The organism is Candidatus Thiothrix phosphatis (genome assembly GCF_035668035.1).
Lineage (GTDB): Bacteria > Pseudomonadota > Gammaproteobacteria > Thiotrichales > Thiotrichaceae > Thiothrix > Thiothrix phosphatis.
In genome coordinates this window covers 1-13653 of record NZ_JAYMYJ010000077.1, presented here as the reverse complement: position 1 = coordinate 13653, position 13653 = coordinate 1, and the positions used below count along the sequence as shown (strand labels likewise).

Annotated in this window: 9 protein-coding genes; 4 read left to right on the top strand and 5 right to left on the bottom strand. The window is 58.3% G+C overall.

What is annotated here, in order from left to right; genetic code table 11:
- Positions 1–167 precede the first annotated feature (167 nt).
- From VSS37_RS08050 to VSS37_RS08040, 3 genes are all read left to right on the top strand, one after another.
- Positions 168–1460 (top strand): hypothetical protein, encoded by a 1293-nt coding sequence (locus VSS37_RS08050; RefSeq protein WP_324694320.1) that lies wholly within the window; start codon positions 168–170, stop codon positions 1458–1460.
- Positions 1461–1495: 35 nt separating this feature from the next.
- The gene (locus VSS37_RS08045) at positions 1496–1870 is read left to right on the top strand and encodes a roadblock/LC7 domain-containing protein (RefSeq protein WP_324694319.1); all 375 of its coding nucleotides are present in this window, start codon (positions 1496–1498) and stop codon (positions 1868–1870) included.
- A gap of 72 nt (positions 1871–1942) precedes the next feature.
- Positions 1943–2497, top strand: coding sequence for a protoglobin domain-containing protein (locus VSS37_RS08040; RefSeq protein ID WP_324694318.1), 555 nt, complete (start codon positions 1943–1945; stop codon positions 2495–2497).
- A 60-nt stretch (positions 2498–2557) separates the two neighbouring features.
- On the opposite strand, the gene ilvD is transcribed toward VSS37_RS08040, so the two are convergent.
- From ilvD to VSS37_RS08015, 5 genes are all read right to left on the bottom strand, one after another.
- Positions 2558–4408 carry a dihydroxy-acid dehydratase gene (gene ilvD / locus VSS37_RS08035; RefSeq protein ID WP_324694317.1) on the bottom strand — a complete coding sequence of 617 codons (1851 nt, stop codon included), beginning with the start codon at positions 4406–4408 and terminating at the stop codon, positions 2558–2560.
- A 96-nt stretch (positions 4409–4504) separates the two neighbouring features.
- Positions 4505–7279 (bottom strand): DNA polymerase I, encoded by a 2775-nt coding sequence (polA, locus tag VSS37_RS08030; RefSeq protein ID WP_324694316.1) that lies wholly within the window; start codon positions 7277–7279, stop codon positions 4505–4507.
- A gap of 54 nt (positions 7280–7333) precedes the next feature.
- Positions 7334–8689 carry a sigma-54-dependent transcriptional regulator gene (locus VSS37_RS08025; protein WP_324694315.1) on the bottom strand — a complete coding sequence of 452 codons (1356 nt, stop codon included), beginning with the start codon at positions 8687–8689 and terminating at the stop codon, positions 7334–7336.
- On the bottom strand, positions 8686–10398 hold the full coding sequence (locus VSS37_RS08020) for a sensor histidine kinase (RefSeq protein WP_324694314.1): 1713 nt from the start codon (positions 10396–10398) through the stop codon (positions 8686–8688). The genes VSS37_RS08025 and VSS37_RS08020 overlap by 4 nt, the downstream gene beginning before the upstream one ends.
- A gap of 58 nt (positions 10399–10456) precedes the next feature.
- A complete protein-coding gene (locus VSS37_RS08015) occupies positions 10457–11266 on the bottom strand; it encodes a septal ring lytic transglycosylase RlpA family protein (protein ID WP_324694313.1) in 810 nt (269 codons plus the stop codon).
- A 340-nt stretch (positions 11267–11606) separates the two neighbouring features.
- Between VSS37_RS08015 and VSS37_RS08010 the strand changes: the two genes are divergently transcribed.
- Positions 11607–13046 (top strand): D-alanyl-D-alanine carboxypeptidase/D-alanyl-D-alanine-endopeptidase, encoded by a 1440-nt coding sequence (locus VSS37_RS08010; protein ID WP_324694312.1) that lies wholly within the window; start codon positions 11607–11609, stop codon positions 13044–13046.
- Positions 13047–13653 lie beyond the last annotated feature (607 nt).

The following is a 13653-nucleotide window of genomic DNA, read 5'->3' as shown; positions in this document are numbered from 1 at the left end:
TTGAGCGGCTCACATATTCTAAAGCCCCCGGCTTTGCCGGGGGATACTTACTAAGCAAATCTTCTTGGTGATTTTGTTCATGTTACTGGTAACGTTATGATTTTACTTTGACGTTTGAAATGGGGGGCTAAAATGTCTATCCTGTCAGTTGAGGGGCTTTTATTATCATGGAACAAGCAACCACTATTGCGGGTTACCGAATTCTTGGCGAGCGTTACGCCTTACAGGAATGTTTGGCTGTTTCCGCTGTCGGCAAGGTATACCGCGGGCTTGACCTGGAAAATGTCAATGCTTGCGGTGCAGATGCGCGTATTATGGTGCATATGTTTTCCGCAACAGCTTTGTCTTTATCGCCCGAAGAAATTTACCGGCAAGTGAGTGACGCCTGTCGGCGTGTGGCGGCTGATTGGGTGATGGCGCCACGTTCCTGGGGGCTGGAAGACGATGCCTGTTATTTTGTCTTGGATATTCCCCGGCAATGCCATGCCAGCGGGTTGACAAGTGGTGCAGTTGCCCAGGGTGCGGCACTGGGCCGACAGATTGAGCGGCGGCTGCGTCCATTGGCCAGAAAGGGTTACCTTGGCAAACGGACTGACCCCGCTTTGCTGGCATGCTCTGCAAAGGACGGCGTTTACCTGCTGGGCACGGCGTTTTCACCTGCCATCAGGGCTTTGCAGAAAGAAACCGGGCGCACCCAGGAAAGCCGCAACCCTGCCCACATCATGTCGGCAGGCCTGGGGTTGCTGACGGCTATCAGCGCAATCGCCAGCAGTTATTTGATTGAACCGAAGCACATGGTTGCACCATCGGTTACAGCGGAGGTTTGCCCGCCGCCGGTTTCCAGGACGAAAATTGAGTATCTGGCACCCGTGGAGCCAGTGATGTTGCCATTGGCGATGACGGCTTCATTGGCGATCCCGGATGCAGCAGGCAGCTCCCTATTGTTGCGGGACAGGGTTGGCCTCAAAAGTGAGGAAAAGGTTACAACAGCCGCCGTTGAAAGCCGTAAGGCGGCAGTGGCGGAGGAGCCACCGCCGCGCCGTGCCGTTGAGCGCCACCCGGTTAGGCAGCGGACGCAGCCATCGCATCCTGCCCCTCGACCTCCGCCAGTGGCAGTGGTGGAAAAGCCGCAACCCGTGCAAACGCTGGGTATTGCGGATTTGGTGCAGTTGAGCAACGCCGCTGTTGCGGAAGGCCGGTTTGGCGATGGCAGGGATGGGGCGCTCCATTATATCCGCCTATTGCGGGAACAGGCCCGGCTGCATCCGCAGATCAAGCATGTCGGCAATTCAGTGGTTTCCCATTACCACGAGTTGGCGAGGACGGCTTTGAAGGCTGGCGATATTGCCCAGGCGCAGCGCTATCTGGTGACCGCGCTTCCCCTCATCCAGGAGTTTAACTTGCCCCATTTCAACGCCGCGCAAGCAGTGTTGGAACAGAAGGCGGCCCAATTGCAGTAAATAGATGCTTTTTAATCGTCAAGGAGAACATAAATATGCTTACACCCCAGATAATCAACCAGTTTGCAAGCAGTCTGCAAAGACGCATGCCTGATATTGAGAACATACAAATCATGACTGTGGATGGTTTGTCCCTGTACGCAGCCAGCGACACACAGTTGACGGACACTGTGTCGGCGCTGTCCGCATTGCTGTACAGTGCCGCCAGTAACCTGGCCGGTTTTTTACGGGCGGGCAAATCCCCAGGCATGATCATTTGCATGAAGGATTTCGCCTACATCATCACCCAGCTTAACGCCGAGTGCGTCATTGGTTTCCAGGTGTCAATCCGGGCAGGGACGGTACAGACCTTGCATGCGGTATGTGACTATATTGAAACCAACGGCGGACAGTTAAGCGTCGCATATTGACCAATCAAGAGGGGTCATCAAATGGATTTGCCAACTATAACAAAAACACTTATGAGTAGAGTCCCCGCTGGGATGATACCAACAGCAGAAGATGGCGCACTGATTCGCCGTCATCAGAGTTTTTTCAAGCAACATACGAATGAGATCCTGACAGGTTTCTACGATGTTGTGTTGAGTGACACAGCCACGCGTGAGTATATCAGCGAGAGTGAACGTGCCATGCGGGAGAACACCCTGCGCGGCTGGTATGAAGTCAGCATCTTGGGCCAGTTTGACGAGCACTACTGGAAATGGCAGGTGCTGGTGGGGATCGTGCATGTCAAACACAATATCCCCAACGCCGCCATGCTGGGCATGTGGGGGTGGATGGTCAATTTCCTCCAGCAGCGCCTGCTGGCGGAATTGCCGGTTGAGGAGGCGCTGGCGGTGCTCCAAGTCTTGCAGAAACTGCAAACCACTGTCTGCGCGCTGGTGGTGGAAAGCTTTATCCTGACGCAACAGGAAGCCATCAGGCAGGCTTCGGGTTTAAGGCCCACCATTATGGAGCGTTTCATCCAGATTGAGATCAACAGCCTGCTGAAGCAAGGGCGGGCCCATCTGGCGTGTGCGGAGGATGTGGCGGCCTGACCGCCTGCCTTCAACCCCACCCCTGAAACCGGGGGTGGGGGTAGGTGCGGGTGCGTCGGTTTACTTTTCCAGCTGCGTCACGTCACGCACGGCACCACGCGCCGCAGAAGTGGTCATGGCCGCGTAAGCTTTCAATGCAGGGCTGACCACCCGGTCACGGTTGACCGGCTTCCACGCGGCACTGCCTTTGGCTTCCATCGCTTCCCGACGCGCTGCCAGCTCGGCGTCATCCACACGCACATTGATGCTGCGGTTGGGGATGTCGATGTCGATCATGTCGCCTTCTTCCACCAGACCGATCGCGCCACCTTCTGCTGCTTCCGGGGATACGTGGCCGATGGAAAGGCCGGAAGTGCCGCCAGAAAAGCGCCCATCCGTAATCAGCGCACAAGCTTTGCCCAGCCCTTTGGATTTGATGTAGGAAGTCGGGTAGAGCATTTCCTGCATACCAGGGCCACCGCGCGGGCCTTCGTAGCGGATCAGCACGATGTCGCCTGCGGAAACCTTGTCACCGAGGATGCCTTCCACCGCTGCATCCTGTGATTCGAAAATGCGTACCGGGCCGGAGAATTTGAGGATGCTGTCATCCACCCCGGCGGTTTTGACCACGCAACCATCCAGCGCAATATTGCCGAACAACACAGCAAGCCCACCTTCAGTGCTGTAAGCGTGCTTGAGGTCGCGGATACAGCCTTTTTCGCGGTCAATATCCAGCGTCTCCCAGCGTTTGTCCTGGCTGAAGGCCACCTGGGTCGGCACATTGCCCGGCCCGGCGCGAAAGAAATTCAGGCGCTTTTCGTCGGTAGTCAGGCGTACATCCCACAACGACAGTGCTTCCGCCATATTGGTGGCATGCACGGTGCCGACTTCGCGATTCAGCAAACCGGCACGATCCAGCTCACCCAGGATGCCAACAACCCCGCCCGCACGGTGTACGTCTTCCATGTGATAAAGCTGGGTGGAAGGCGCGACCTTGCACAATTGCGGCACCTTGCGGCTGAGACGGTCGATGTCGCTCATGGTGAAATTAACACCCGCTTCCTGCGCGGCTGCCAGCAAATGCAGGATCGTGTTGGTGGAACCACCCATAGCAATATCCAGGCTCATGGCGTTTTCGAAGGCAGCGAAACTGGCGATGGAACGCGGCAGCACGGAACCGTCATCATGCTCATAGTAACGTTTCGCCAGGCCCACAATCATGCGCCCTGCTTCCAGGAACAGGCGCTTGCGGTCGGCATGAGTCGCCAGGGTGGAGCCGTTACCCGGCAAACTCAAACCCAGCGCTTCGGTCAGGCAGTTCATCGAGTTGGCGGTGAACATGCCGGAACAGGAACCGCAGGTCGGGCAGGCGGAGCGTTCCATAATGGCTACGTCTTCGTCGCTTTCCTTGGGGTTGGCGGCGGAAACCATCGCATCGATCAAATCCAGATGCACTTCCTTGCCGTGAATGACCGCCTTGCCGGATTCCATCGGCCCGCCGGAAACAAAGATGGTCGGAATGTTCAGACGCATCGCCGCGTTCAGCATCCCCGGTGTGATCTTGTCGCAGTTGGAAATGCACACCAGCGCGTCGGCGCAATGCGCATTGACCATATATTCCACCGCATCCGCAATCAGCTCGCGCGACGGCAGGGAATACAGCATCCCGCCATGCCCCATCGCAATCCCGTCATCAATGGCAATGGTGTTGAATTCCTTGGCCACGCCCCCGGCTGCTTCCACTTCGCGCGCCACCAGTTGCCCCAGGTCTTTCAGGTGCACATGGCCCGGCACGAACTGGGTGAACGAGTTGGCGATGGCAATGATCGGTTTCTGGAAATCCTCCTCCTTCATGCCGGTGGCGCGCCACAAAGCGCGTGCGCCAGCCATATTGCGGCCTGCGGTCGAGGTGCGGGAACGGTAAACGGGCATGGTAAGCTCCTGAACGAAATTCTTGGCAAAAAGGCATTCTAACGCCAGATCAACGGTGCGTCATATCCCGTCACGGTTTTTGTTCCTATGCCATGCCTAGTGGGCTTCATCCCAGTTGTCGCCGACGCCGCTGTCCACCACCAACGGGACGTCCAGGCTGGCGGCGTGGGCCATCAGTTCAGTGACCCGCGCCCGCACCGTTTCCAGTTCGCTTTCCGGCGCTTCAAACACCAGTTCGTCATGCACCTGCATGATCATGCGGGTCTGGAGGCCACTGGCGCGCAGCCATGCGTCCACCGCGATCATCGCCCGCTTGATGATGTCGGCGGCGCTGCCCTGCATCGGCGCGTTGATGGCGGTGCGTTCCGCATACTGGCGGGTGGCGGCGTTCTTTGACTTGATGTCGGGCAGGAACAGGCGGCGGCCAAACAGCGTTTCGACGAAGCCTTGCGCGTGCGCCTGCTCGCGGGTGTCGTCCATGTAGCGCCTGACGCCGGGGTAGCGGGCGAAATACAGGTCGACGTAGGCTTGCGCATCCTTGCGGTCAACACCGAGCTGGCGGGCGAGGCCGAATGCCGACATGCCGTAAATCAGGCCGAAATTGATCGCTTTGGCGGCGCGGCGCTGGTCGTTGCTGACAGCCGCCAGCGGCAGGCCGAACACTTCCGCTGCCGTGGCACGGTGCACGTCCTTGCCATTGGCGAAAGCCTCCAGCAGGCCCCGGTCGCCGGACAGGTGCGCCATGATGCGCAGTTCGATCTGCGAATAGTCCGCCGCCAGCAGCTTGCAGCCCGGCTCCGCAATGAACGCCTGGCGGATGCGCCGCCCTTCCTCATTGCGCACCGGGATATTCTGCAAATTCGGCTCGGTGGAGGAAAGCCGCCCGGTTGACGCCACCGCTTGGTGGTAGGACGTGTGCACGCGCCCGGTGCGTGGGTTGACCTGTTCCGGCAGCCGGTCGGTGTAGGTGGATTTCAGTTTCGCCAGCCCCCGGTGCTCGAGGATCAGGGTCGGCAGCTCATGCCCCATGGCGGAAAGCTCTTCCAGCACGTCTTCCGCCGTGGAGGGCTGCCCCTTGGGCGTTTTGCGCAATACCGGCAGGCCCAGCTTGTCGAAAAAGATTTCCTGGATCTGCTTGGGGGAGGCGAGGTTGAATTCCTGCCCGGCGGCGGCGTAAGCCTGCCCCATCACCGTCTGCATGCGCGCTTCCAGCTCCCGGCTTTGCTGCGCCAGTTGGTTGGCGTCGACCTTCACGCCATTGCGCTCCATGCTGGAAAGCACGCTCACCAGCGGCATTTCCACCTCCTCATACAGCTTGCGCTGGCCGTCGAGGGCCAGCAGTTGCGGCCAGAAATGCCGGTGCAGTTGCAAGGTCATGTCGGCGTCTTCGGCGGCGTAGGGCGTGGCCTGCTCCAGCGCAATCTGGTTGAAGGTGAGTTGGTTTTTGCCCTTACCGGCGATGTCTTCGAAATGGATGGTGGTGTGGTGGAGGTATTTTTCACACAAGGTGTCCATGTCGTGCCGGTTGGCGGTGGCGTCCAGCACGTAGGATTCCAGCATGGTGTCGTGGGCGATGCCGCGCAGTTCAATGCCGTGGTTGAGCAGCACGCTGCGGTCATATTTCAGGTTCTGGCCGATCTTGCGCACAGCGGGGTCTTCCAGCAGCGGCTTGAGCTGCGCCAACGCGGCTTCGCGGTTAAGCAGTTCCGGGACGCCAAGGTAATCATGCGCCAACGGCAAATAGGCGGCTTCCCCCGGCTGGATGGCGAATGACACGCCGACAATGGCGGCATCCATGTAATTGAGGCTGGTGGTTTCGGTGTCGAAGGCAAATTCACCGGAATCCTGTAAGCGTTTTAGCCAAACATCGAGAGCATCCTGTGTAAGGATGGTTTGGTAGGAAGCGCCTGCCGAGGAAGAAACCCCCTCTAATTCCCCCTTATCAGGGGGAGGACTGGAGGCACCATCCTCTTGTCCCTTCCCCCCTAGCGGGGGAAGGCTAGGATGGGGGGTGACAGCAAAGCTGTCCAACGCCGCCAACCGAGTCCGGAACCCATACCGCTCATACAGCTCCCGTAGCTTGTCCACATCCTGCGGGTTAAACGCCAGCGTTTCCGGTGAGCAATCCAGCGCCACATCGCATTTGATGGTCACCAGTTCGTAGGAAAGCGGCAGATATGCCAGCGCCTCGCGCAGGTTGTCGCCGATTTTGCCCTTGAACTCATCGGCATGCGCCATAATGTTGTCCAGCGAGCCGTATTCCGCCAGCCATTTGACCGCCGTCTTGGGGCCGACCTTGTTCACGCCCGGCACGTTGTCCACCGTGTCGCCAATCAGGGCCAGGTAATCGCGGATACGCTCCGGTGCCACGCCGAACTTTTCCACCACGCCCGCCGGGTCGGAATACAGCCCGCTCATGGTGTTGATCAGGTGCACACGCCCGTCCACCAGTTGCGCCATGTCCTTGTCGCCGGTGGAAATGATCACCTTGCCCGCATATTCTTTCGCCAACGTGCCGATCACGTCGTCGGCTTCCACATCCGGGATGATCAGCAACGGATAACCCTGCGCCCGGATAATCGCCAGCAACGGCTCGATTTGGCCGCGCAAATCCTCCGGCATCGGTGGGCGGTTGGCCTTGTATTCGGGATACAGGTCGTCGCGGAAGGTTTTGCCGGGCGCGTCGAACACCACCGCCATGTGTTCCGGATCGTAATCCTTACGCAGCTTGTCGAGCATATTGAGCACGCCGTGCATGGCGCCGGTGGGTTCGCCGTGCGAGTTGGTCAGCGGCGGCAGGGCGTGGAAGGCGCGGAACAGGTAGGAGGAGCCGTCGACAAGGACGAGCGGTTTGACATCATTACTGGGCATGGGGGCTGGCCGGAAAACTAAAAGCCTGAGTATAGCGGTTTCCGCCGGGTCGCCCTACTCCCGGAACTGTCCGCGTTCCAGCCCGTATTTTTTCATCTTGTCGGCCAGCGTCTTGCGCGGCAAGTCCAGCGCCGTCATCACCGCGCGGGTGTTGCCCTGGTGGCGGTTGAGCGCCTGCACGATCAGGGTTTTCTCGAAACAGGCCACCTGTTCGGCCAGCGACAACCCTTCCAGCCTTTCATCGGAATGCATCAGCGCCGCCAAGTCGAAGTCGTAGGCTTCGCCCAACAGCACGTAGCGTTCGGCGATATTGCGCAGTTCGCGGATATTGCCCGGCCAGTCATGCCCCATCAGCACATGCAGCGCCTGGTCACTGAGCGGCGGCACTTCGGTTTCGCAGCGCGCCGCCGCCACCAGCACGAAATGTTGGAACAGCAGTGGGATGTCTTCGCGCCGCGCCCGCAATGGCGGGATTTCCAGCGTCACCACATTCAGCCGGTAATACAGGTCGAGGCGGAACTCCTCACGTTCCGCCGCGTCCTTCAGGTTGGTCTTGCTGGCGGCGATCACGCGGATGTCGAGCGGGACGGGCCGGTTGGAGCCGAGGCGTTCGATGCTGCGTTCCTGCAATACCCGCAACAAAGGCGCCTGCGTGGAAAGTGGCATGCCTTCGATTTCATCCAGGAACAGGGTGCCGCCGTTGGCGTGTTCAAACTTGCCGATGCGTTTGCCCTTGGCACCGGTGAAAGCGCCCGCCTCATGCCCGAACAGCTCGCTGTCGAGCAGGCTGGCGGGGATGGCGGCGCAATTGATCGCCACGTAATTGTGGTCGCGGCGCTTGCTCTGCTCGTGCAGGGAACGCGCCACCAATTCCTTGCCGGTGCCGGTTTCGCCCATGACCAGCACATCGGCGTTGACGCTGGCGATGCGGGTGATCATTTTGCGCAGGGTGATGATGGTGGGTGTCTGGCCGATAATGCGCGGCCCGGGGCGGGTCTGGTTCGCCAGCGCTTCCTTGAGGGCGCGGTTTTCCAACGTCAAACGGCGCTTTTCACTGGCGCGCTTGACCACCTCGGCCAGATGGGCGACCACGAACGGTTTTTCCAGCAGGTCATAGCCGCCTTTGCGGATGGCGTTGACCGCTGTCGCCACATCGGCATGGCCACTGATCAGGATCACTGGCAGGTCGCGGTCGATTTTTAGGATCTGTTGGAGAAATTTCAGCCCGTCCATCCCCGGCATGCGGATGTCGGAAATGACCACTCCCTCGAATTCTGGGGTGATTTTTTGCAGGGCGGCGGCGGCGCTGGAGAATGTTTCCACCTCATAACCGGCCAGCAGCAGCGATTGCGCGGTGGCGTCACGGACGGCTTTTTCATCGTCGACCAGGATGACGTGGGGGGTTGTCATGGCGGGCTCCCGTTGGCGGATGGCAGGCTGAGGGTAAAGACGGCGCCGCCTTCCGGCGCATTGCCTACGCTCAGGTCGCCGTGCATGTCGCGGGCGAGGCGGTAGGAAATCGATAGCCCCAGCCCTAGCCCCTTGCCGATGGTTTTGGTGGTGAAGAAGGCTTCGAACACATGCGGCATGGCTTGTCGGCTAATGCCGGGGCCGTTGTCGCGCACGGCCACGCATGTCTGCCCATCGGCTTGTTGCAGGGTGATCCAGATCCGCTGGTCGGTTTGTTCCTGCACGGCTTCGGCGGCGTTGCTCAACAGGTTGACCAGAATCTGTTCTAGCCACACTTGGTCAGCTTGCACGAAGCGGGCACCTTCCGCCCGTTGTTGCTCCAGCACAATGTGGGTTTGCGCCAACTTGGGCTGCATGATGCTGAGGGCGGAATCCAGCGCCCGGTGCAGGTCGCAGGTTTCAATCTGACCGGCGCTTTTGCGGGAAAAGGTCTTGAGCTGGCGGGTGATCGCCGCCATGCGTTCGGTCAGGCCAATAATTTCCGTGAGGTTGTGGCGGGCAATGTCAGGCTTGCCGATGTCCAGGAACTGGGCGGCATTGTCGGCGTAAGCGCGGATCGCGGTCAGTGGGTTGTTGAGCTCGTGGTTGATGCCTGCGGAAAGTTGCCCAAGCGCGGCCATTTTCGCGGCTTGCACCAGTTCTTTCTGGGTGTGGCCCAGTTCGCGGGTGCGTTCCTCCACTTTGGCCTCCAGTTCCTCGCGGGCTTCCTGTTCGTATTCACGGCGCTGGCGCTGGTTTTTCCACAGCAGGTAGAGCAGCAGCAAGGTCAGCGCCAGCATGAAGGTGGTCAACAGCAAGGTCAGGACGACGCTGTGGGTAATGCTGCTGGCGTCATTCAGGACGTAAACTGTCCAACCGGCTGAGGCCATGGCCAGACGCTGCGCCAGGTATTGCCGGACGCCGTCGGTGGCGTACTGGCTGGCGGCGGCGGGGTCAAGCCGCAGGTTGGGCAAGGGGGGGATTTGCAGGTCAGCGTAACGGTGGTTCTTCCGTAGGCTGGCCAACACGGCGGGGGACAGCGTTTGCAGGGAATGCAGCCGCCATGCCGGGTTGCTGGACAAGAACACCACGCCTTCCGGATCGGTGACGATGCAATGCGCTGAACGCCATTGCCAGTTGGCTTCATGCAGGGAAATGTTGATTTTGACGGTCATGACGCCGGTGATGGTGCCGGTGCTGTTCCTGACGGGGGAGGCGAGGTAGTAGCCGCGTTCACCGGAGGTGGTCCCCAGCGCATAATAGCGCCCTAACCGCCCCTGCATGGCTTGCTGAAAGTAGGGGCGGAAGGAAAAATCCTTGCCGATGAAGGAAGCCTCCTCTTGATCCCAATTGCTGGCGGCGATGGTCAACCCATCCGGGCGCAGCAAGTAAATATCGGAGGCACCCGTGATGCGGTTGGCTTTTTCCAGCATCTGGTTGAGGCGCGCCGCCAGTGCAGCATCCGCTTGCGGGGACTGCAACAGCAACTGCACATCGGGGTTTTCCGCCAGCAAGCCGGGCAGGTAGGCGTACTTGGCCAGTTCCGCCTCCAGTTGCGCGGCCACTTGCTGGGTAAGGGCGTCGGTTTCTTGTTGGAGGCGTTGTTCTGCATTTTGCCGGACTGCATAGTAAACCGTCAGCAAGGTGACGCCGCTGAACAGCAACGCCACCCACACCGCCACCCAGCCATTGCCGGATGCCGATGGCTTCAGGGAAGGGCGCGTTCGCCTAATCCAGCACCTCGATCATGACCTTGGCGGTGCCGGTGGCCACCATGCCGATTTCTTTCGCCGCCGCTTTGGAAAGGTCGATCATGCGCCCATGTTTGCTGAAACCGCCACGGTCGTTGACTTTCACTTCGACCGCTTTCTGGTTGCGCAGGTTGGTGACGCGAATCCGGCAGCCAAACGGCAGGCTGCCGTGGGCGCAGGTCATTTTCCCCTGGTCAAAGCGTTCGCCGCTGGCAGTCCGTTGCCCGTCGAATTTGTCGCTGTAAAAGGAGGCGGTGCCAACCTGATGCGGGGTATCGTCGTCTGTGCGGGCGGCTGCTTGGCGGGCTTGCGGCTGGGAAGCGGGTTTTTGCTGGGGAATGGAAGCGGGTTCTTGCCGGGAAAGCGCCGTTTGGGAGGGCATGGCCAGAACCTGATTGGGCTGGATTTGTTGTTGCGGGGCAGCATGCTGGCCAGCGACAGAATGCGGTATTTCGTAATAAGCCTGTCTGGGTTCTTGGGAGGGTGCCCAGACTGCGCCGGACAAGTTATCGGTTGATGTTGCGGAGGTTTGCCGGTAGCGGGCCTTGTTTCTGTTGCCAATGGACTTTTTGGATACCCGGCTTTTCTTCAGCAGGGATTTGGCATGAGAGGCTTTTTTACTGACTTTCTTGCCAGCTTTTTTGGCTATTGCCGTTTTGCTGACAGTCCGTTCCTTAGCGGCGGCGGCGACTGGCATACTGAAGGTTGCGGCCAAAGCCAGCGCGATTACGCCTGCTCCAATACGCCGCACACAATATGACAGACTGCTCGATCCGGATGTTTTCATTTTTGTGGTCTCCATCTACTCACTTGCGTCAGTTGCCAAGAATAGCATGCCCCCAGCTAATGTAAACCCCAGCCATGGTCTTGTTCCGTCAGGAAAATTTGCAAATTGCGCAGAACTTTTGTAGGCGATTAAGCATCTATTTATGCAGGGCGTGAAAGACTTATGATCCCATAGGGCTTACAATACCTGATTTTTACCCATCCACCGAATGGATGAGGCGTTAGAATCTAAATTCATTACACGGAAACACGAAAACGGGGAAACCGACACCATGCGGATCTTGCAGATTGGCTCAGTACTTTTTCTGTCTTTTTCGATAGTTGCTTGTAGCAGCCAAAGCGTGCAGCCTGGCGCGACAGCATACGCCAGCACCCACCCGCAAACGGAATTGTTTGGGGAAACATCATCGCCTGCGCCTATGTATCAGCCGCAGGAACAACGGCAGGAGCAAGGGCAAAATGATGCGCCGGTCAGCCAGCCTGACAACCGCCAATCGATTGCCCAGGTAAAACCTGCCCGCTTATCTTCTGCTGGTGGGGACAAGACTTACCGGGGCGCTGGCAAATTAAACCGTATGCCTGACGCAATTGCCTCCGCTTTGCGGTTGCGTGGTTTGCCAGAACAGAATTTGGGCGCTTATATCCGCCCCGCCAATGGTGGCCAGCCGCTATTGGTGGCGTATGCCGACACGCCCAGGAACCCGGCCTCCACCATGAAATTGGTGACCAGTTATTCCGCTTTGGGGGTGCTGGGGCCGACCTATCGCTGGCCGACTGAAATTTATACTGCTGGCAACGTGATGGGCGACACTTTGCAGGGCGATGTTTTCATCAAGGGTTACGGCGACCCGGCTTTCCATGAGGGGGATTTCCGCCAACTGCTGCAAGCTTTGCGCGCGCGGGGCATCCGCAATATCAGCGGCAATTTTGTCGTCGACAAAACCTATTTCAACGTTCCCTATCAGCCTTCCATCGACGGTAAGGAAGGGGCTGATTACAACGCCCAGCCGGAAGCTTTGCTGTACAACGAACGTGGCAGCTGCTACGAAATCCGCAATCAGGCCGGACAAATCCAGCGCATGTGCCCCATTGCCCCGCGCAATGGCAATGACCTGAACGCCAACCTGTTTGGCTCTTTCTGGAAAATCTGGGTGGGGGAAATGGGCGGCAGGTTGAATGGCGGTTTGCAGGTGGGGCCGGTGGCTTCAGGCGCACAACTGGTCAATACCCACTATTCCGCCCCATTGCGCGACATCATTGTGGAAATCAACAAAGAGAGCAACAACGTCATGGCGCGCCAGTTGCTGCTGTCCATGGGTGCCAAGCAGTTTGGCGCGCCCGGCACTACCCAGAAGGGCGCTGGGGCAGTCGGGCAATGGTTGGAAAGCCGTGGGCTGCGCTTTTCCAACTTGAAGATTGAAAACGGTTCCGGCCTTAGTCGGGTGGAGCGCATTTCTGCCCGTGAAATGGGTGAAATGCTGGTGGACGTTTACAACAGCCCATACCGTGACGACCTGATGCGCTCCATGGCGATCCTGGGCGTGGACGGTACGGTGAAAGGCCGCCTGAAAAATCTGGCCGGACGCGGCAAGTTCAAGACGGGCACCTTGCGTGATGTGCGTGCGCTGGCGGGTTATCTGACCGCTGCGAATGGCCAGACCTATGTGATTGCGCTGCTGCACAACGACGCCAATATCCGCGCCAGCGCCAAAGAGGTGCACGACGATTTGGTGGAATGGGTGTACTACGGCAGCCAAAACAATTACGCCAGCGCGCAATAGCCGCCTGGCCGCCAATGGTTTGATGGGGGAATGCGCCGGGTTTTCTGGCGCATAAACCATTCCCCACTAATAAAATGCGGGAAAATCTGCGCGATCCTGACCCTTGGATACCTCCCTCGCATGGAAAGTGATGAAAGGGTCAGGGAGCATCCGCCACTGCCAGACATGGCTCGGTAGTGGCGGTTTTATTAGATATATTTATAGCACTAGATTGATCCCAACGCCAACGAACAACACCCAGCCAAGCATGCCTACAATCTCCTGAACGGGAATTTCCAGAATGGTCATTTGGTAGAAGATAAGGATCATGAGCACTGGCAGCGCATTGTCCATTGCCTCAAGGACAGACCTGCACACACTGTTAAACATCTTAATCATAATTTTATAGCCCTTTGGGAGGCGTTTTCATTAAATATCCATTAGTAATATTAATGGAAAAACGGTATTAAGAACAGTGATGATGCTCACTTTCTGCTCGTAACCGTTGCTTTTAACTGTCGCCGTCGGCCATTTCCTCTTATTATGGCCACTCCATTTTGCTGAAGTTCATTATTAGAATAAATAAATCAGCTAAACTGGACAAACTAAAATATCTTATTGATAATCA

Bases quoted from the DNA above. Each gene is read 5' to 3' on its own strand.
- VSS37_RS08050 (WP_324694320.1), top strand. From the start codon at position 168: ATGGAACAAGCAACCACTATTGCGGGTTACCGAATTCTTGGCGAGCGT.
- VSS37_RS08045 (WP_324694319.1), top strand. From the start codon at position 1,496: ATGCTTACACCCCAGATAATCAACCAGTTTGCAAGCAGTCTGCAAAGA.
- VSS37_RS08040 (WP_324694318.1), top strand. From the start codon at position 1,943: ATGATACCAACAGCAGAAGATGGCGCACTGATTCGCCGTCATCAGAGT.
- ilvD (WP_324694317.1), bottom strand. From the start codon at position 4,408: ATGCCCGTTTACCGTTCCCGCACCTCGACCGCAGGCCGCAATATGGCT.
- polA (WP_324694316.1), bottom strand. From the start codon at position 7,279: ATGCCCAGTAATGATGTCAAACCGCTCGTCCTTGTCGACGGCTCCTCC.
- VSS37_RS08025 (WP_324694315.1), bottom strand. From the start codon at position 8,689: ATGACAACCCCCCACGTCATCCTGGTCGACGATGAAAAAGCCGTCCGT.
- VSS37_RS08015 (WP_324694313.1), bottom strand. From the start codon at position 11,266: ATGAAAACATCCGGATCGAGCAGTCTGTCATATTGTGTGCGGCGTATT.